18 protein-coding genes are annotated in these 17,737 nt (G+C 73.2%); 9 read left to right on the top strand and 9 right to left on the bottom strand.

Features of this window, described 5'->3' with window-relative positions; translation table 11 throughout:
* Positions 1–12 precede the first annotated feature (12 nt).
* The gene (locus J2S46_RS37130) at positions 13–591 is read left to right on the top strand and encodes a TetR/AcrR family transcriptional regulator (RefSeq protein WP_191292966.1); all 579 of its coding nucleotides are present in this window, start codon (positions 13–15) and stop codon (positions 589–591) included.
* Positions 588–2,141 (top strand): glycerol-3-phosphate dehydrogenase/oxidase, encoded by a 1,554-nt coding sequence (locus J2S46_RS37135; protein ID WP_191292965.1) that lies wholly within the window; start codon positions 588–590, stop codon positions 2,139–2,141. Before J2S46_RS37130 ends, J2S46_RS37135 begins: the two co-directional genes overlap by 4 nt.
* Positions 2,142–2,219: 78 nt before the next feature.
* Here the strand turns inward: J2S46_RS37135 and J2S46_RS37140 are convergent, their stop codons facing one another.
* Complete coding sequence (locus J2S46_RS37140) at positions 2,220–3,395, bottom strand: cytochrome P450 family protein (protein ID WP_191292964.1); 1,176 nt, start codon at positions 3,393–3,395, stop codon at positions 2,220–2,222.
* A 189-nt stretch (positions 3,396–3,584) separates the two neighbouring features.
* Here J2S46_RS37140 and J2S46_RS37145 point away from each other — a divergent pair, with 189 nt between their 5' ends.
* The 5 genes from J2S46_RS37145 to J2S46_RS37165 all read left to right on the top strand — a co-directional run bounded on the left by J2S46_RS37145 (position 3,585) and on the right by J2S46_RS37165 (position 8,047).
* Positions 3,585–4,472 (top strand): LysR family transcriptional regulator, encoded by an 888-nt coding sequence (locus tag J2S46_RS37145; RefSeq protein ID WP_191292963.1) that lies wholly within the window; start codon positions 3,585–3,587, stop codon positions 4,470–4,472.
* A gap of 101 nt (positions 4,473–4,573) precedes the next feature.
* Positions 4,574–4,993, top strand: a complete 420-nt coding sequence (locus tag J2S46_RS37150; RefSeq protein ID WP_191292962.1) for a VOC family protein — start codon at positions 4,574–4,576, stop codon at positions 4,991–4,993.
* Positions 4,986–5,159, top strand: a complete 174-nt coding sequence (locus J2S46_RS37155; RefSeq protein ID WP_191292961.1) for a hypothetical protein — start codon at positions 4,986–4,988, stop codon at positions 5,157–5,159. The genes J2S46_RS37150 and J2S46_RS37155 overlap by 8 nt, the downstream gene beginning before the upstream one ends.
* Before the next feature lie 324 nt (positions 5,160–5,483).
* Positions 5,484–7,556: a DUF11 domain-containing protein gene (locus tag J2S46_RS37160; RefSeq protein ID WP_191292960.1), complete on the top strand. Its 2,073-nt coding sequence runs from the start codon at positions 5,484–5,486 to the stop codon at positions 7,554–7,556.
* Between the two features lie 173 nt (positions 7,557–7,729).
* Positions 7,730–8,047 (top strand): putative quinol monooxygenase, encoded by a 318-nt coding sequence (locus J2S46_RS37165; protein ID WP_191292959.1) that lies wholly within the window; start codon positions 7,730–7,732, stop codon positions 8,045–8,047.
* An 88-nt stretch (positions 8,048–8,135) separates the two neighbouring features.
* Here J2S46_RS37165 and J2S46_RS37170 read toward each other — a convergent pair whose 3' ends face one another.
* Positions 8,136–8,549: a VOC family protein gene (locus J2S46_RS37170; RefSeq protein ID WP_191292958.1), complete on the bottom strand. Its 414-nt coding sequence runs from the start codon at positions 8,547–8,549 to the stop codon at positions 8,136–8,138.
* A 288-nt stretch (positions 8,550–8,837) separates the two neighbouring features.
* Between J2S46_RS37170 and J2S46_RS37175 the strand changes: the two genes are divergently transcribed.
* The gene (locus J2S46_RS37175; protein WP_503129181.1) at positions 8,838–10,115 is read left to right on the top strand and encodes a flavin-containing monooxygenase; all 1,278 of its coding nucleotides are present in this window, start codon (positions 8,838–8,840) and stop codon (positions 10,113–10,115) included.
* An 87-nt stretch (positions 10,116–10,202) separates the two neighbouring features.
* Here the strand turns inward: J2S46_RS37175 and J2S46_RS37180 are convergent, their stop codons facing one another.
* The 7 genes from J2S46_RS37180 to J2S46_RS37210 all read right to left on the bottom strand — a co-directional run bounded on the left by J2S46_RS37180 (position 10,203) and on the right by J2S46_RS37210 (position 16,728).
* Positions 10,203–11,366 (bottom strand): tryptophan dimethylallyltransferase family protein, encoded by a 1,164-nt coding sequence (locus J2S46_RS37180; protein WP_229913180.1) that lies wholly within the window; start codon positions 11,364–11,366, stop codon positions 10,203–10,205.
* Positions 11,367–11,592: 226 nt separating this feature from the next.
* On the bottom strand, positions 11,593–12,942 hold the full coding sequence (locus tag J2S46_RS37185) for a cytochrome P450 (protein WP_191292956.1): 1,350 nt from the start codon (positions 12,940–12,942) through the stop codon (positions 11,593–11,595).
* Positions 12,943–12,957: 15 nt separating this feature from the next.
* Positions 12,958–13,569, bottom strand: a complete 612-nt coding sequence (locus tag J2S46_RS37190; RefSeq protein WP_191292955.1) for a GTP-binding protein — start codon at positions 13,567–13,569, stop codon at positions 12,958–12,960.
* Positions 13,544–13,921, bottom strand: coding sequence for a DUF742 domain-containing protein (locus tag J2S46_RS37195; protein WP_191292954.1), 378 nt, complete (start codon positions 13,919–13,921; stop codon positions 13,544–13,546). The genes J2S46_RS37190 and J2S46_RS37195 overlap by 26 nt, the downstream gene beginning before the upstream one ends.
* Positions 13,918–14,319: a roadblock/LC7 domain-containing protein gene (locus J2S46_RS37200; RefSeq protein ID WP_073928441.1), complete on the bottom strand. Its 402-nt coding sequence runs from the start codon at positions 14,317–14,319 to the stop codon at positions 13,918–13,920. The genes J2S46_RS37195 and J2S46_RS37200 overlap by 4 nt, the downstream gene beginning before the upstream one ends.
* Positions 14,316–15,482 carry an ATP-binding protein gene (locus J2S46_RS37205; RefSeq protein ID WP_191292953.1) on the bottom strand — a complete coding sequence of 389 codons (1,167 nt, stop codon included), beginning with the start codon at positions 15,480–15,482 and terminating at the stop codon, positions 14,316–14,318. The genes J2S46_RS37200 and J2S46_RS37205 overlap by 4 nt, the downstream gene beginning before the upstream one ends.
* 412 nt (positions 15,483–15,894) lie before the next feature.
* The gene (locus J2S46_RS37210) at positions 15,895–16,728 is read right to left on the bottom strand and encodes a PIG-L family deacetylase (RefSeq protein ID WP_191292952.1); all 834 of its coding nucleotides are present in this window, start codon (positions 16,726–16,728) and stop codon (positions 15,895–15,897) included.
* A gap of 402 nt (positions 16,729–17,130) precedes the next feature.
* On the opposite strand from J2S46_RS37210, the gene J2S46_RS37215 reads away from it, so the two are divergent.
* A complete protein-coding gene (locus J2S46_RS37215) occupies positions 17,131–17,730 on the top strand; it encodes an RNA polymerase sigma factor (protein WP_191292951.1) in 600 nt (199 codons plus the stop codon).
* The last annotated feature ends 7 nt before the right edge of the window (positions 17,731–17,737 follow it).

Here is a 17,737-nt window from a genome sequence, read left to right on the forward strand (position 1 = left end):
GTTTTACACATCATGTCAAGTAGTAACGCTGACCCGCAGAGCGTCGACGACGCCATCCTCGACGCGGCCGCCGAGCTGATCACCCAACTCGGCGCCCGCCGCACCCAGCTGGCCGAGATCGCCCGCCGGGCGGGGGTCAGCCGGCCCACCGTCTACCGCCGCTGGCCGGACGTCCGCGCGGTCATCGGCGCGCTGCTGACCCGCGAGATCGCCACCACCCAGGCGCGGGTCGCCCGGGCCGGTGACGACCGCGAGTCCGTGGTGGCCTGGATCGTCGAGGTCGCCGTACGGATCCGCGACCACGCCGTCCTCGGCGCGCTGCTGCACTCCGACCCCGAGGTGCTCTTCGAGTACGTCACCGAGCGGCTCGGCACCAGCCAGCGCGGCCTGCTCGACGCCCTCTGCGGCGCGCTGGTGCTGGGCCAGCGGCACGGCTCGGTGCGCGCGGGGGAGCCGACCGAGCTGGCCGCGATGGTGCTGCTCATCGCCCAGTCCACCGTCCAGTCGTACCGCATGGTCGCCCAGCTGCTTCCCGAGGAAGCATGGCGGCGCGAACTGGCCAGAGCCCTGAACGGATACCTCGCGCCATGACCTCAGCCACCGGCTCGACCGCCCTCGACGGCCGCCGCCGCGCGCGCGACCTCGACGAACTCGCCGCCGGGGACGGCCCGGTCGACGTCCTGGTGATCGGCGGCGGGGTCACCGGCGCCGGCACCGCGCTGGACGCCGCCTCGCGCGGGCTGCGCACGGTGCTGGTCGAATCCCGCGACCTGGCGTTCGGCACCAGCCGGTGGAGCTCCAAGCTCGTCCACGGCGGCCTGCGGTACCTGGCCTCCGGCCGGATCGGGGTGGCTCGGGAGAGCGCGGTGGAACGCGGCATCCTGATGACCCGCACGGCCCCGCACCTGGTCCGCGCCCTGCCCCAGCTCGTACCGCTGCTGCCCTCGACGGGTAGGGGCCGGGCCGCGCTCGTCCGGGCCGGATTCCTGGCGGGCGACCTGCTGCGGCTGAGCGCCGGCACGCCGGCCCGGGTGCTCCCGCGGGTCCGCCGGGTCGGCGCGGCCGAGACCGCCGAACTGGTGCCGGCCGTCCGCCGGGACGGGCTGACCGGCGCGCTGGTCGCCCACGACGGCCAGCTGATCGACGACGCCCGGCTGGTCGTCGCCGTCGCCCGGACGGCGGCGCAGCACGGCGCCGCGGTCCTGACCCGGGTCCGGGCGGACGAGGTCACCGGCACCTCGGCGCTGCTCACCGACACGCTCACCGGGCGGACGCTGCGGGTGTCGGCCCGGGCCGTCGTCAACGCCACGGGCGTCTGGGCCGGCGAGGTGGACCCCTCCATCCGGCTGCGGCCCAGCCGCGGCACCCATCTGGTCTTCGACGCGGCGGCCTTCGGGCACCCTTCGGCGGCGCTGACCGTGCCGGTGCCCGGATCGACCAGCCGTTTCGTCTTCGCGCTGCCGCAGCAGCTCGGGCGGGTGGTGGTCGGCCTGACCGACGAGGACGCGCCCGGCCCCGTCCCGGACGAGCCGGAGCCGACCGAGGGCGAGATCTCCTTCCTGCTGGAGACCGTCAACACGGCCCTGCGACGGCAGCTGAGCCGCGACGAGGTGCGCGGCGCCTTCGCCGGGCTGCGTCCGCTGATCGACACCGGCGGCGGCAGCACGGCCGACGTCTCCCGCAAGCACGCCGTGCTGGAGTCGCCCTCCGGGGTGCTCACCGTCGTCGGCGGCAAGCTGACCACGTACCGCAGGATGGCCCAGGACGCGGTGGACGCCGTCGTGCGGGCGCGCGGCCTGGCCGCCGGGCCGTGCCGGACGGCGGACCTCCCGTTGGTCGGGGCGCCGCGGCACCGGGACAGCGCCCCGCTGCCGGGCGACGGGGCACCCGCCTCGCTGACCGCCCGTCACGGCGGGGCGTCACGCGCGGTGCTGGACGCCGCGACGCTCGCCCGGCCGCTGGGGCCGGTCGCCCCCGGGATCGACGTCACCCGGGCCGAGGTGGAGTTCGCCCTGACCCACGAGGGCGCGCTGGACGCGGCCGACGTCCTGGACCGCCGCACCCGGATCGGGCTCGTCCCGGCGGACGCCGAGCGCGCCCGCCCGGCGGTCGAGGAGATCGTGGCCGCGTACCGGGCCTGACGGTCCGCCCGGTCGCGGCTCCCGGCCGGGCTGTCGGCGGGCCCGGCCGCGGGTCCGCGCCTCCCGCGCCGCCGTCGCTCAGGTCAGCACGGGCAGCGCGGCCGGCCCCCGGACCAGGCGCGTGTGCCGCCACCGCAGCTGGTCCGCCGGCACGGCCAGCCGCAGCCGGGGGAAGCGCGTGAGGACGGCGCGCAGGGCGATCTCGGCCTCGGCCCTGGCCAGCGGCGCACCGAGGCAGCGGTGGATGCCGTGGCCGAAGGCGAGGTGACCGGCGGCCTCCCGGTCGAGGTCCAGCAGGTCCGGTGACGGGAAGCGCCCCGGGTCCCGGTTGGCGGCGCCCAGCGCCACCAGCACCGGTACGCCGGCCGGGATCTCGGTGCCCCCCAGGGTGACGGGCTCCGTGCTGAACCGGAAGGTGGCGGTGCTGACGGGGGAGTCGAAGCGCAGGAGCTCGTCCAGCGCGTTCGCGACGGCGTCCGGGGCGGCGCGAAGACGCGCCAGCTCGGTGGGGTGCAGGAGGAGCGCCAGGACGGCGTTGCCGAGGTGGTTGGTGGTCGTCTCGTGTCCGGCGACGAGCAGGAGCGCGGCCAGCGAGACCAACTCCTCCTCGTCCAGACGGTCCTCGCCGTCCCGGGCGGCGATCAGGCGGTCCAGCAGGGCGTTCCCCGGTCGCAGCCGCCTGGCGGCGACGAGGTCGGTCAGATAGCCGGCCAGGGCGTGCGAGGCGGCGTCCACCCGGTCGGGGGCCCCGGCGGCGAACAGCTCGCCGGACCAGCGCCGTACCTGGGCCCGGTCGGCCGCCGGCACCCCCAGCAGCTCGCAGATCACCGCGACCGGCAGCGGCGCCGCCAGGTCGGCCACCAGGTCGGCCTCGCCGCCGGCCGGCCAGCGGTCCAGCAGCGCGTCGGTGGTCTCCTGGATGAACGGACGCAGCTCGGCCACGGCGCCCGTGCTGAAGGCCTTGGTCACCAGCTTGCGCAGCCGGGTGTGGTGGGGCGGGTCGGTCGCCAGCATGGTGTGCGCCACCGCGGGGTGCAGGCGCCGTGGCGAGGCCCGGCCGGCGAAGAAGGCTGCGGTGTCCTTGGAGAGCCGCGGGTCGGCGAGTGCCTGTCGCGCCTCGGCGTACCCGGTGACCAGGTAGCCGCCGGGCCCGCCGGGGCCGGTGGGGAGGGCCCGGACCGGGCCCGCCGCACGGACGCCGGCGTAGGCGGCGTACGGGTCGCGCGGACTTCCGTCGTCGGTCGGCTCGTTCATGGGATCGGACTCCAAGGGTTCAGGCGGCCGCCGTCGGCGACCCGCAGCGTCTCGCACCGGCGGTCGGCGACGGCCCCGGAGCGGGTGCCGCCCGCCCGGTCTTCGATGATCTTGTGCGGCTGAGGCCATCGTAGAATGCGCCGCGTTCGGACGATCGGAAGATCGTCACTGAGACGTCGGGGGATGCTGATGGAGCTTCGGGACATCGAGATCTTCTTGGCGCTGGCCGAGGAACTGCACTTCGGCCGGACCGCCGAGCGACTGCGCGTCACCCCGGCCCGGGTCAGCCAGGCCATCAGGAAGCAGGAGCGCAGCGTCGGGGCGATGCTGTTCGAGCGCACCAGCCGCACCGTGCGGCTGACCGAGGTCGGCCGGCAACTCCGGGACGACCTGCGGCCGTGCTATCTGGGCCTGCAGGAGTCGCTGGAGCGCGCCCGGATGGCCGCCCAGGGGGTCAGCGGGCGGCTGCGCGTCCTGATGATGCCGTTCAACGTCGTGGACCTGCACGTCTACTGGAAGACCTTCCGCGAACGCCACCCGCGGTGGGAGTTGCAGGTCCGGCTGTCGAGCCTGGAGGATCCGTTCGGCAAGCTGCGCGCCGGCGAGTGCGACGTCTTCGTCGCCTGGCTGCCCGTCGAGGAGCCCGATCTGACGGTCGGCCCGACCCTCTTCACCGATCCGCGCATCCTCGCCGTGTCGGAGGACCACCCCCTGGCCGGGCGGTCCACCGTCGCGCTGGAGGAGCTCGCCGACTTCCCGAACGCCACCGGCCGGATCGGACTGGACTACTGGGAGGAGGGCTACATGCCCTTCACCACCCCGCGAGGCCGTCCGATCGAGCGCGTTCACCAGGTCGCGGACTCCGCCGAACTGATCGACATGGTCACCATGGGCGAGATCATCCAGCCCTTCCCCAGCCACGTCACCCGGTACTGGGGCATGCCCAACGTCCGCTGGCTGCCGATCCGGGGCCTCCCGCCCCTGTCCTTCGTCCTGGTGTGGCGCACCGAGGCCGAGAACGACCTCGTCCGGGCCCTCGCCGCCACCGTCCGCGACCTCGGCGCGTTCCGCTTCTGACCGCGTCGTCCGCCCGGGGCCGCCATCGTGAACACCCGGGTTAACGAACGTTGCGAGAACCGTCGTTGTTCGCGCCGGCCGCCGGGACCAGGCTGAACGGCATGAACATCACGTCCACCACGGTGGCCCTGGCGGTCGGCGACCCGGCCGCCTCCAGCCGCTTCTTCACCGAGCACCTCGGGTTCCGGGAACTGCTCCGCACCGACGACCTCATCCAGCTCGAACGGGCCGACGGCGCCGCCGACATCATGCTGGTCACGTCGGACACCGCGGTGGCCCCCGGACCGCCGCTCGACGGCTTCGTGTCCTTCGCCGTGACCGGGATCGCCGCGGAGGCGGCCCGCCTGGTCGCGGAGGGGGTGACGGTGACCGCGCCGCTGGCCCTGCAGCCGTGGGGTGCGTGGACGCTCGGGCTCACCGACCCCAACGGCATCGGCGTCCAGCTCGCCGAGTGGAGCGCGCCCGCCGGCGCGGTGCCCGCCCCGCAGGACCGTACGACCGAAGGAGCCGGCCGTGACTGACCTCTCCCCGTCATCGGCCGACGGGCCCGTCATGCCGGACGAGGCCGAAGCAGCCGTCACGGTGTGCGCCCTGCGAACCGCCTTCGACGACCGGAAGGTGCTGGAACGCGGGGACTTCGCGGTGGTCGCCGACACGGTGTTCGGCCTGCTGCTCCCGCCCGTGTGAGCGTGACCCCGAGGGGCGGGGGCGCCCTGCGCGGGCCCCGCCGTCGTCGGGCCCCCGAAAGCTGCTGCCGGGGCCGCTGACGCGAGCCGCTGACGGGAGCCGGTCGCCGTCCGGCGGGGGCCTCACCCCTGAGGGTGGATCCCGCCCGCCACTGGGCGCAGTGTGCGCAGGGCGTCGGGGCTCCGCCGCGCATCGGGCCCGGAAGCTTTGGCTGGACGCCCGACGGCCCGGGCGGCGGGAGGCTGCCCCGGCGCGGGGCGCCGCCGCCGGTGGTCACCCGGTGCGCCGACCGAAGCCATGACGACGAGAGGCAGCGTGGGCCCGATGTCCCTGTTCAGTTCTGATTCAAGACCGGAGTCCGGGCGGGCCGCCGGCTGTCGAGGCCGCTCGGGCCTCTGCCGGGCCGGGGTGGCGGGCGCCGCGGGCGCGGCGCTGCTGCTGGCCCTGCCCGGTGTCGCCTGGGCCGCGCCGGGCGACCTGGACCCGGGGTTCGGCACCGGTGGCAGGGTGACGACGGACTTCGGCGGGAGCGGGGACGAGGCGCGGGCGCTGGCCGTTCAGGCGGACGGCCGGATCGTCGCCGCCGGCGTCAGGGACGGTGACTTCGCGCTGGCCCGGTACAACACGGACGGCAGCCTGGACGCGGGGTTCGGCACCGGCGGCCGGGTGACGACGGACTTCGACGGCGGCGGCGACGCGGCCAACGGGGTGGCCGTCCAGGCGGACGGCCGGATCGTCGCCGTGGGCGTCAGCGAGTCGAGCGCCGGCGGCAACTTCTTCAGCGTGGTGCGCTACAACGCCGACGGCAGCCTGGACACCGGTTTCGGCACCGGCGGCAAGGTGATCACGGACTTCGGCAGCGGCGGCATCAACGAGGCCTTCGCGGTGGCGGTGCAGGCGGACAACAAGGTCGTCGCGGCGGGTCTGAACGGTGGTGACTTCGCGCTGGCCCGGTACAACACCGACGGCAGCCCGGACGCCGGCTTCGGCACCGGCGGCACGGTGCTCACCGACTTCGCCGGCGGCGCGGGCGCCGTCCACGGGGTGGCGGTGCAGGCGGACGGCCGGATCGTCGCGGCCGGCTACACCGGGAACAACGTCGGCAACTACGACTTCGCGCTGGCCCGATACACCGGCACGGGTGGGCTGGACGGCGGCTTCGGCACCGGCGGCCGGGTGACCACGTCCTTCGGGGCCTTCGAGTCCGCCAACGGCGTGGCGGTGCAGGCGGACGGCCGGATCGTCGCCGCCGGGGTGAGCGGCAACGACTTCGCGCTGGCCCGCTACACCTCCGCCGGGGCTCCCGACACCGGGTTCGGCACCGGTGGGCGGGTGACCACCGACTTCGGCGGGTCCGAGAACGCCCAGGCGGTGGCGGTGCAGGGTGACGGCCGGATCGTCGCCGCCGGGTCCGGCGCCACGGGCGGCAGCAGCAACTTCGTCCTGGCCCGGTACAACACCGTCGGCGGGCTGGACACCGGGTTCGGCACCGGTGGGCGGGTGCTCACCGACTTCGGCGGGTTCGACCAGGCCCACGGGGTCGCGGTGCAGGCCGACGGCCGGATCGTCGCGGCCGGGCTGACCGACAACGACTTCGCGCTCGCCCGCTACGAGGGCGGTGGCGGCGCGCCCGTGCCCACCGACGTGAACCTGACGGTCACCAAGTCGGGGCCGGCCACCGTCAGTCTCGGCGACCAGGCCTCGTACACCGTGACGGTGACCAACACCAGCAGCACCCTGCCGGCCACCGCCGTCACCCTGTCGGACACCCTCACCGGGCCCGCCGTCCTGTTGTCGGCCACCCCCGGCCAGGGGACCTGCACCACCTCCGCCGCCGGGGCCGGCTGCGCCCTCGGCACCCTCGCACCGGGGGCGAGCGTCACCGTCACCGTGGTGGTCGAACCCACCGCCACCGGGACGCTCTCCGACCGTGCCACGGTCGGCGCGGCCCAGCCCGACCCGGTGCCGGCCGACAACAGCGCCACGGCGACCACCACGGTCAACAACGCCCACGGCTGCACGATCATCGGCACCAGCGGGGCCGACAACCTGTTCGGCACCAGCGGCAACAACGTGATCTGCTCGCTCGGCGGCAACGACATGGTCAGCGCGGGCGGGGGCAACGACATCGTCTACGCCGGCTCCGGGAACGACACGGTGGACGGCGGCAGCGGGAACGACACCCTCTACGGCGGGACCGGCAACGACACCCTGAACGGGTCCGGCGGCGCCGACACGCTCAACGGCGGCCCGGGCAGCGACAGCTTGACGGGCGGCAACGACAACGACCAGCTGAACGCCGTCGACGGCGTGGCCGGCAACGACGGGGCCAACGGCGGCAGCGGGTTCGACACCTGCACCGTCGACCCCGGCGACACCGTCACGGGCTGCCCGTAGGGACGGCGTCGCCCGGCATCCGCGGGCCCGGCCGACGCACGACGGCCGGGCCCGTCCGCGCCGGCCCGTTCGCTCCGGCCTGTCCGCTCCGGCCTGTCCGCGGGGCCCGTCCGCGCGGGTTCGCTCGGCCGACTGACGTACCGTCGGCCGCGGTGGGACATAGGGTGGGCGGCATGGATCCGCACGTGCTTGTCGTCGCCGATGTGTCCTGCAGCCCGGAGAACGCCGTCGAGTTCGGCCAGGTCCTGCACGAGTTCGCTGCCGCGTGCCGCGCGGAGCCGGGCTGCCTCTCCTACGAGGTGTTCCGCTCGGAGGAGTCGCCCGAGCGGTACGTGAGCATCGAGAGGTACGCCGACCCCGCCGCGTTCGCGGCGCACCGTGACTCCGAGCACTTCCGGGCGATCGGCCTGGCCCGGCTGATGCCGCTGACCACCGCGCGCGACGTGCGGCTGTACGACGCGCCGCGGGAGGTCCCGCCCGCGGCGACGTAGCCCGCGTCCCGACCCGGGGCGGGTGCGCCGGACGGTCCGGGGCGCCCGGACGGCGAGCCGGGGGCGGCCGCCCGGGCACCCCGGCCGGTCAGGCCGCCTGCTCGCTGATGTTGACCAGCCAGGTGATGCCGAACCGGTCCGTGCACATGCCGAAGACGTCGCCCCACATCTGCTTCTCCAGCGGGACGGAGACCACGCCCTGGCCGGAGAGCTCGGCCCAGAAGCCGCGCAGTTCGTCGGCGTCGTCCCCGCTCAGGCTCACCGTGATGTTGTTCCCGGGCTTGTACTCCATCCCCGGCGGGAGGTCCGAGGCCATCAGCGTGAAGCCCTGGTCGGTTTCGAGCATGCTGTGCATGATCTTGTCGGCGAACGGGGCGTCCTTCTGGCCGAAGTCGCCGAAGGTGTTCAGCGACAGGGTGCCGCCGAAGATCCCCTTGTAGAACTCCATGGCCGGCCGGGCGTCGCCGTCGAAGCTGATGTACGGATTGAGTCGAGAAGGCACGGGAATCTCCGTTTCGTGACGAGGCATCGGTGCCGGCAGATTAGGTGAAGGCCCGCCGCCGGCCGTGGTGGCTCCCCGGCCGGCCGGCCGATGTCGACCGGTTGCCCCAACGACCGCCGGCCCGGTGAGCCGCGGTGGGCCACCGTGAGCAGCCGGCCGGGGCCGGAGCGGGCCTGTGGACCGGCCCTCGTCACCGGTGTGAACCGTGAATATGCTGGGCAGTCAAGATCCGAATCGGAGCGAGAACTTCTCGCCGGGCGCCTGTGGAGGCAAACGTTGAGCGTGTGCGTGATAGGCGCGGGTCTCTCGGGCATGGCTGCCGCACACGCGCTCAGGGAGCGGGGGATCGACTTCGTCTGCCTGGAGAAGGCACCGGACGTCGGCGGCATCTGGCGCATGCCGGGCGCCGGTGAGCCGGGCCCCGCCTACCGGGCCCTGCACCTGAACAGCGCCCGCCAGCTGACCGAGTACGCCGGCTTCCCGATGCCGTCCTGGCTGCCCCTCTACCCCCGGCACAGCGATGTCGCCGCCTACCTGCGGTCCTTCGCCGAGTCGACGGGGCTGCTGCCGCACATCGAGCTGCGCACCGAGGTGGTCGACGTCCGCCAGGGGGCCGACGAGGTGTGGACGGTCACCAGCCGCGACGCCCGAGGCGTCGAGGCCGTCCGCCGGTTCGACCAGGTGATCGTCGCGTCCGGGCACCATTCGGTCCCGGCCCTGCCGAACCCCCTGCCGCCGGGCGCCGACTCCTTCACCGGAACGATCCTGCACTCGATGGACTACCTGGACGGCAGGGACTTCGCCGGGCAGAGCGTGGTCGTGGTCGGGCTCGGGGCGTCGGCGGTGGACATCGCCGCGGACCTCTCGCGGCACGCCGCGCAGACGGTGATCTCCGTCCGGCGCGGCCTCCACATCGTGCCGAAGCAGCTCTACGGCATGTCGGTGGACCTGATCGCCGAGGCGCCGTGGTTCACCGGCAAGTCCTTCGAGGAGCAGCGGCGCTTCGTCGAGGAGGCGCTGCTGGTGGCGCGCGGCCGGCTGTCGGACTACGGCCTGCCCGAGCCCGACCACCAGATCTTCTCCTCGGCCGTGACCATCTCGGACGAGATCCTCAGCCGGATCCGGCACGGCGCCGTGACCCCCAAGCCCGCGATCGCGGCCCTGCACGGCGACCGGGTGTCCTTCACCGACGGGACTTCGGTCGAGGCGGACGCGATCGTCTACTGCACCGGATTCCACATGGCCTTCCCCTTCCTGCCCGCAGGCTGTCCGGCCGCCCCGCAGGGGCCGGTCGAGCTGTACCGGCGGATCGTCGCCCCGGACCGGCCCGGGCTGCTCTTCCTGGGCCTGATCCGCCCGGTGGGCTCCATCACGCGCCTGGTGGAGGCACAGGCCCGCTGGGTGGCGCGGATCGTCGCCGGCGACGTCGTCCTGCCGCCGGCCGACGTCATGCACAAGGAGATCGACGGTTACCTCGGCGGCATCGCCGAGCGCTACGGGGTGAGCACGGGCTCCTCCGTCCAGGTGGACGTCGGCTCGTACCTGCGGGAGCTGCAGGAGGCGTAGGCGGGCCGGCGGCCGGTCCGCGGAGCTCTCGTGGGGGCGCAGGATCCACGAGAGCTCCCTACGGTCGAGACCGTCCCGGTGAACGGCTCAGTGCGCGGCGCCGGCCTGCGGCGCCAGCACGGCCGGCGGCCTCACCCGGTATGCCTCCGAGGAGATGTACACCGTCACCCGGGGCGGACGGCCCGCCTGGTGGGCGAGCGCCAGGTAGGCGATGAGCCCCGTACCGTCCTCCGGCCGCCGCGAGGTGACGGCCGCCACGGAGTCGAGGAGCTGGGCCGGGTCGGCGCCGTAGTTTCGCAGCAGGGCCGACGCCCGCTCCAGGGCCTCCCCGTCGTGGCGGACGTAGTCGCGCACCGGGACGTAGAGGGTGAAGCCGCCCGGAAGTCCGGAGGCCGCCTCGGTGAAGGCGTGGCAGCCCTGGACGGGCCGGCGGTCGAGCAGGGTGTCCTGGCCCTCGTCGAGGCCGGAGGCCGTGCGGAAGAACGCCTCGATCTCGGCGGACCGGGGCTCGCCAGGCATGCGGGACAGGTGGCCCGCCGACGAGGCCGAGATCTCGTTGTGCGCGGTGTACACCTTCACCCGGGGGACGTCCCAGTCGCCGAGGTCCAGGGCGAAGAACAGGACGCGGTCGGACTCGGGCAGGGCGTCGAAGGCCTGCGGGTGGCCGAGCCGGCGCAGCGCCTCCCGTACGGTCTCGGCCGAGCGCTGCGCGCCGCAGGCCGCGGGGTTCAGGTACACCTTGACCCGGGGGACGCCACCGGGGCGCAACTCCAGCGCGCACCACAGGGCCAGCGGGCCCTGAGGGGAGAGCGGGAAGAAGAGGTCCTCCAGCTCGTCCAGCCGCTCGGTGGAGAAGTTCCAGCGCCGGGCGAGCGCCCGGACGGCCCGGAGCCCGGCCCGCCCGCTGCGGGCCAGGCTGCCGGCGCCGTTCCCGGGCTCCAGCAGCACGCGCAGGCTCGGGGCCCGGCCCGGCTCGAAGGAGAGCGAGAACTCCACCGGCGTGTGGTCGTCGGACAGGAACGACCGGCTGGGGGCCGGCAGGGCCAGCGGCCGTCGGGCGACCGGGCCCAGCGCCGTGGTCAGCACCTGCGCGTAGCCGGCGGCGTCGGCCGCGTTCAGCCCGGCGACCTCGCACAGCCGGAGCAACTGGCCGGCCGTGTGGGCGCCGAGCGTGCCGGCGGCGGGCAGGGCGGGGGAGGCGGGCGCCGCGGGGAGCAGGCCCCTGGGGGATCTGTGCCGGACGTCGATCACCGGCCTCCCTGCCCGAGACCGGTGGGGACAAGGAGATACCCGCCCGTTCGGGCGGGTATCGGAGGGTGTGACGCTGCTGGGGGTCGGCTCAAGTCGGCATCGGCGGAAACGTGCTCCATGACGCCCTCCTGTTCTTGATCAACGGCGCGGGGGCTACCGCGCTGCTGAATACCCCTCACATCGAACCTTCATGCGGAACGAGGGATTCAGGAGGATGTTGCCTACGTCACTTCGTGAGCCAGTTGAGGAACTGGCTCCACCGTCCGGCCCGTTCGGGGGCCGGCTGCGCCTGGGTGCTGCGCTCGGCGTGGACGGTCGCCTCCTGGCGGGCCGGCTCGGCGGGCCGCCGTGCGGGCTGCACCGGGGTGAACCGGGTGGGCAGCGCGGACAGGCCCCGGCTGAAGGGCCCGGGCCGCCAGGTGAGGCTCTCCTCCGGCACCGCGAGGGCGATGTCGGGGAGCTCGTTGAGCAGGTTCTCGATGGCGGTCACCGAGATCTGCCGGGCGGGGTCCTTGGACGGGCAGGCGTGCGGGCCCGCGCTCCACGCCAGGTGGGCCCGGCTGCTCGCCTGCCGCTCGGCCCGCAGGATCGGGCTGCTGTTGGCGGCGGCGAAGCTGACCAGCACGAGTTCGCCCGCGGTCAGCTGCCGTCCGGCGAACTCCATGTCGACGGCCGGGTAGTGCGGCGCGAGGTTGGCCATGGGCGGGTTCTCCCACAGCGTGTCGTCGATGGCCTTGTCGATCAGGCCGCCCGTGTGCGCGTACTCGTCATGGGTGAGCAGCCGGAACAGCGTGTTCCCGATCAGGTTGCACAGCGGTTCCGTGCCGCCCGCCAGCAGCAGGGCGAGCTGGTGGACCATCTCCTCGTCCGTCAGCTTGGCCTCGTGCTGCATCAGCCACGAGGTGACGTCGTCACCGGGCCTGGCCCGCTTGAGGGCCACCAGCTCGCCCACCGCGCCGAACAGCACCTCGGCCGCCTTCTCGGCGTTCACACCGTCGAACATCCCGGAGATGCCGAACAGGATCCGGTCGCCGATGTCGGCGGGGCAGCCGAAGAGTTCGTTGAACACGAACAGCGGCAGCTGCCGGGCGTAGTTCCCGACCACGTCGACCGAACCGCGGTAGCCGAACTGGGCGATCAGGTAGTTGGACACCTGCTCGGTGGTACGGCTCAGCCGGCGGGTGTCGATGCGGGCCATGCTGTCGGTGATGGCCTGTCGCAGCCTCAGGTGCTCGGCGCCGTCGCTGAACATCGCGTTCGGCCGGTAGGCCAGCAGCGGCACGACCGGGCTGTCCGGAGCGACGTGCCCCTCGTTGAACGCCCGCCAGCGGCGTGCGTCCTTGCGGAAGGAGGCGGAGTCCTGCAGCAGCTGCAGCGCGGCGGAGTAGTCGGTGACGAGCGTGGCCTCCACCCCGGGAGCGAGTTCGACCGGCGCGGCCGGCCCGTAACTGCGCAGGTAGGAGTAGTAGGCCTGCGGGTCTGCCGCGAACTCCGGCCCGTACAGCGGCACTCGGCCGCCGGCTCCGTGGGCGGGGCAGCCGGGCGGGGGCACCGGGGCGGAGGATCGAGCGTCCATGTCGGGTTGTGGCTCCTAGCTGGCACGGTCCAGCAAAAAGCGGACCAGTGTGGTGAGTGCGGCGGCCGACGACTTCTCGTCGCGCGCGTCGCAGGTGACGACGGGGGTGTCGTCGAGGAGGTCGAGCGCCTCCCGCAGCGCGGCCTCGGCACGCTGCGGGTTGCCGTCGAAGTGGTTCACCGCGATCGCGTAGTCGAGGCCGTACTGCTCGATGAGGTCGATCACGGCGAAGGAGTCGGCGAGCCGCTCGGGGTCGACGAGGATCAGCGCGCCGAGCGCGCCGCGGGCCATGTCCTCCCAGAGCTGGACGAAGCGCAGCTGGCCGGGGGTGCCGAAGAGGTAGAGGACCACCCGGTCGCTGATGGTCAGCCGGCCGAAGTCCATGGCCACCGTCGTGGTGGTCTTGCCCTTGACGCCCTTCAGGTCGTCGACGCTCTCCGCCGCCCGGGTCATCGTCTCCTCGGTGGACAGCGGCTCGATCTCGGAGATCGAGCCGATGAACGTGGTCTTGCCCACCGCGAAGTGGCCGACCACGAGGATCTTGACGGCCGTCTGGGTCTCCCCGCCGTGGACGTAGTCCCGCTCGTCCAGGCGCTGTCGGTCAGCCGAACTTGGTGTAGAGACCATTGAGCACCTCCTCCAGGATCGCCCGGTCCGCCTTGCGTGCGCGCGGGACCGGCGGGCGGGTGACCAGGTGGCCGCCTTCGGTGAGCCCGGCCAGCACGATCCGCACCACGCCCAGCGGCAGGCGGGTGTGCCCCGCGATCTCGGCGACCGAGAGGTAGCCGGCGGAGCAGATGTCCAGCAGCCGCTCCTCCTCCGGGGACAGGCGCGGAGCCCGCTGGCCCTGCTCCGGCGCCGCGGTGAGCAGCGTGATCAGCGAGAGCTGGTCGTCGTCGGGCAGACCGCGGCCCTTGGTGATGACGTACGCCCGGACTAAGCCGGCGTCGGAGAGCTCGAACTCCTCGGAGGACGTCACTGGAAGGCCCCCAGGTTCTCGCGCGGCGGCGCGGCCAGGAACTTGCCCAGCTGGCCGACGAGCTGCTGCATCCGGAAGGTGATGTCCTGCATGTCGATGTCCTGGGAGGCGGAGACGCCGAGGTAGGCGCCCTCACCCGCGGAGATCAGGAACACCCAGCCGCCGTCGAACTCGACCAGGGTCTGCTGCCAGCGCTGGCCGGGGTTGTCGGCGAAGAACGCGAGCGAGCGGCTGAGCGACTGGACGCCGCTCATCGCGGCGGCGACCCGGTCCGCGTTGTCCTTGTCGAAGTCCTTCGTCCGGGCCATCAGGAGACCGTCGGCGGAGATCAGGACCGCGTGCAGGGCCCCGGGAATCTCCAGGGCACTGTCGAGCATCCATGACAGATCGTCGTTCACGAGAACTCAGGCCCTTCACTGCTTGCACCAGATGTGCTGGTCGTCTGGTTCGCGTCCGGATGTGTGGCCCGGCCGGACCGGGTACCCCGCTGGAAAGCGCCCATGATCGCCGCGGTCTGCGAGTCGGAGCGGCCCGAGGCGGCCGGGGTGGGCGCGTTGGGCGGCACGATGGCCATCGGCCGCTTGCGCCGCCGCAGGGGCAGCCCGTCGGCGGTCGAGGTGAGGGCCGGCTCGGGCTCGGTCACGCTCGGAGCGGCGACCGGGGCGGGTGCCCTGGTCGGGGCGGGAACTCTCTTGTCGGGCATGCCGGTGAGCAGCTCGTGCGGCAGCAGGAGCACCGCGCGCACCCCTCCGTAGGGGGAGGAGGAGTCCACGGACACCTCGAAGTCGAAGCGCTCGCTGAGCACGCCGATCACCGCGAGGCCGAACTGCGGCGGATTGCCGAGTCCCGCGACGCCCGAGACCCGCTCGCTGCTCAGCAGCTTCTCTGCGCGGGCCCGCTCCTCGTCGTTCATGCCGACGCCGGCGTCGTCCACGACGATGACCACACCCTTGGGAACGGTCCGGATGTTGATCTCGACGACGGTGTCCGGGCTGGAGTAGCTGGTGGCGTTGTCGAGCAGCTCGGCGAGGGCGAGCGCGACCGGCTCCACGGCCCGGCTGGAGACGCCGAAGTCCACCTGGGACAGGATCTCCACGCGCCGGAAGTGCCGGATGCGGCCCTGCGCGCTGCGCACCACGTCGTAGACCGAGGCGGTGTCGCGGTGACGTCCCAGCCAGCCGCCGCAGAGCACGGCGATGGACTGGGCGCGGCGCCCGAACTGCGAGTTGGTGTGGTCGACCTCCAGCAGGTCCTGGAGGATGACCGACTCGCCGTACTTGCTCTGCAGCCGGGAGAGGATCAGCTGCTGCTCGGCGGCGAGACCCTGCAGCGTCCGCATCGCGGACTTCAGTACGGTCTTCGTCGCCTCGTCGGCCTGCTCATGGGCTGCCTCGACGGACTGCGTATAGTGGTTCTCAAGATCGGAGTAGTGATCTCTGAGCCCGGCGAGTTCCTGCCGCAACGCCTGGGCCGCCTTGCGTTGGCGGACGACGACGGCGACCGCGGCCACAAGGATGAGGGCAAGACCCCAAAGCACTGGGTTCGCTGTGTATTTCGTCATAAGACTCTCTTCGGGCGAACTGACGGCTGACTGCTGAAGCCCCTGCTGTTGCCGGGTGAGCCTGCCGCTCCGCAAGCGCGATGATCATACCATCGGTCAAACCTATTCTTTGACGGGTAGTCGACAGGTGAGAAGGCGTCTCTTCCGCCCGAGGACAAGGGAGTTGTCGCAGCTCCGCGGCCGGGTCGACGGCCGGGCACCAGGTCGTGCGCGGCACCCCGGCGGGGTGCCTGACAGCGTTGCCGGTCTGCGCCGATTGCGCGGATGTCGTGGGGGAGCGGCCCTCCGGTGACCGCCGGGGGCCGTGCAGGTTTCGAGCCGCTGTACGGGAGAGGCCGGGGCCGGACGTGAGCGGGCCCGGTCGCCCGCGGGCCCGCTCACATCGCATCCGGCTCCGGCTCCGGCCCGCGGGTCAGCGCAGCCCGGCGAAGAGGTCGTTCTCCGGCAGGGCCGCGCCGGTGGTGTCCTGGACCCGCACGAAGGTCTCCACCCCCATCAGCTCGGTGAACCTCTCCTTGCCCATCTTCAGGAAGAAGATGTTCTCGCCCTGGCTGGCGTGCGCGGCCAGCGCGTCGAACTTCTGGCCGCCGAACTCGGTGGCGTCCACCCAGGTGGTGATCTCCTCGTCCGGCAGTCCGATCTCGGCCATCGCGGCGGCCTCCGCCGGATCCGGCTCCTCCCAGTCCGCGCCGAACTCGCGCATGACCTCCCCGAACCGCCGGATCGTCGAGCGCGGCGCCGTCGTCCAGTACACCTTCGGGGTCATCCCGGTCATCGCCAGGGCCGCCATCGTGATGCGGTTCGCCTGGATGTGGTCGGGGTGGCCGTAGAACCCGTTCTCGTCGTACGTCACCACCACGTCGGGCCGGTACTGCCGCAGCAACTCGGCCAGGCGGGCGGCGCCCTCCTCCACGGGGGTCTGCCAGAACGCCCCCGGGGCCTCGTTGGCGGCCCAGCCCATCATTCCGGAGTCTGCGTACTCCAGCAGCTCCAGATGACCGATCCCGAGGACCTCGCAACTCGACACGAGCTCCTGGCGACGCATCGCGACGACGGCCGCCGGGTCGTGCCCGGGCTCGCCCGGCTTCACCCCGCCCGGACCGTCGCCGCAACCGCCGTCGGTACAGGTCACCAGGACCGTACGGATCCCCTCCGCCGCGTAGCGGGCGAGGACACCCCCCGTCCCGGTGGCCTCGTCGTCGGGGTGGGCGTGCACCGCCATCAGTGTCAAGGGCCGTTCAACCATGAAAACCGTCCTCCGTCCGGAATGTGTTCCGGCTTCAGTCTGAACCAGCGCTCGGACAGTCCGGACCGCAGCCCGGGTGCGCGGGCGGGACATCCCGCACGGATGGGGACGGACCCGGCCGTCCGGGCCCGTCGAAGCGGCACCCAGCGTGGCCCACGGCCGTCCGTCCGGGTGCTTCGGGGAGAATTCCCGCCGGAGGTGAATCCTTCGCGGACCTCCCCGCCTCTTATCCGTGCACCGGCCGGACGGGCCGGCGGAACCGGGAGGAACTGATGATGATCATTGGTCTGGTAGTGGTCGGAGCCCTGCTCGTGGGCGCGTGCAGCCTGCACCTGATGCGGCGCTACCGGGGCCGGCGATGACCGGCGCCCGCGCGGGCCGCCGGGCGGAGCGGAGGAGCACATGAACCTGCGCTTCCGGTGGCCGGACGAGCGGCTGATCAAGGCGGCCCAGAACGGCGACGTCACCTCGCTCACCACCGTCGTCATGGAATCGCAGCCCCATGTCCGCAAGTTCGCCCGGTCGCTGTGCGCCTCGCCGGAGGACGCGGAGGACGCGGCGCAGGAGGCGCTGATCATCCTCTACCGGAAGATCGGCACCCTGCGGGCCACCGGCGCACTCGCCTCCTGGATGTTCCGGATCGTGCGCAACGAATGCCTGCGGCGGGTCCGGCTGCCGGCCTCGCGGAGCGACGGTGCGGCGGCCGGACCTGAGGCGTCCGCGGAACGGTCCGCCGAGGAGGCGGTGCTGCGCCGGCTGGAGGTGGAGCGGATCGCGGCCGCGGTCGCCGCGCTCCCACTCGACCAGCGGCAGGTCCTGGTCATGCGGGACGTCCAGGGTCTGCCGGGCAAGGCCGTCGCCCGTGCGCTCGGCCTGAGCGACGCCGCGACGAAGTCGCGGCTGCACCGGGCCCGCGCGGCCCTGCGTCACGCGTTGGCGGCCACCGACCGTGCGCCCGATCGAACCCTCGACCGACCGGCCGAAGGAGAACCCCGACCGTGAACACCCT

It is taken from the genome of Kitasatospora herbaricolor, from assembly GCF_030813695.1.
GTDB lineage: Bacteria > Actinomycetota > Actinomycetes > Streptomycetales > Streptomycetaceae > Kitasatospora > Kitasatospora herbaricolor.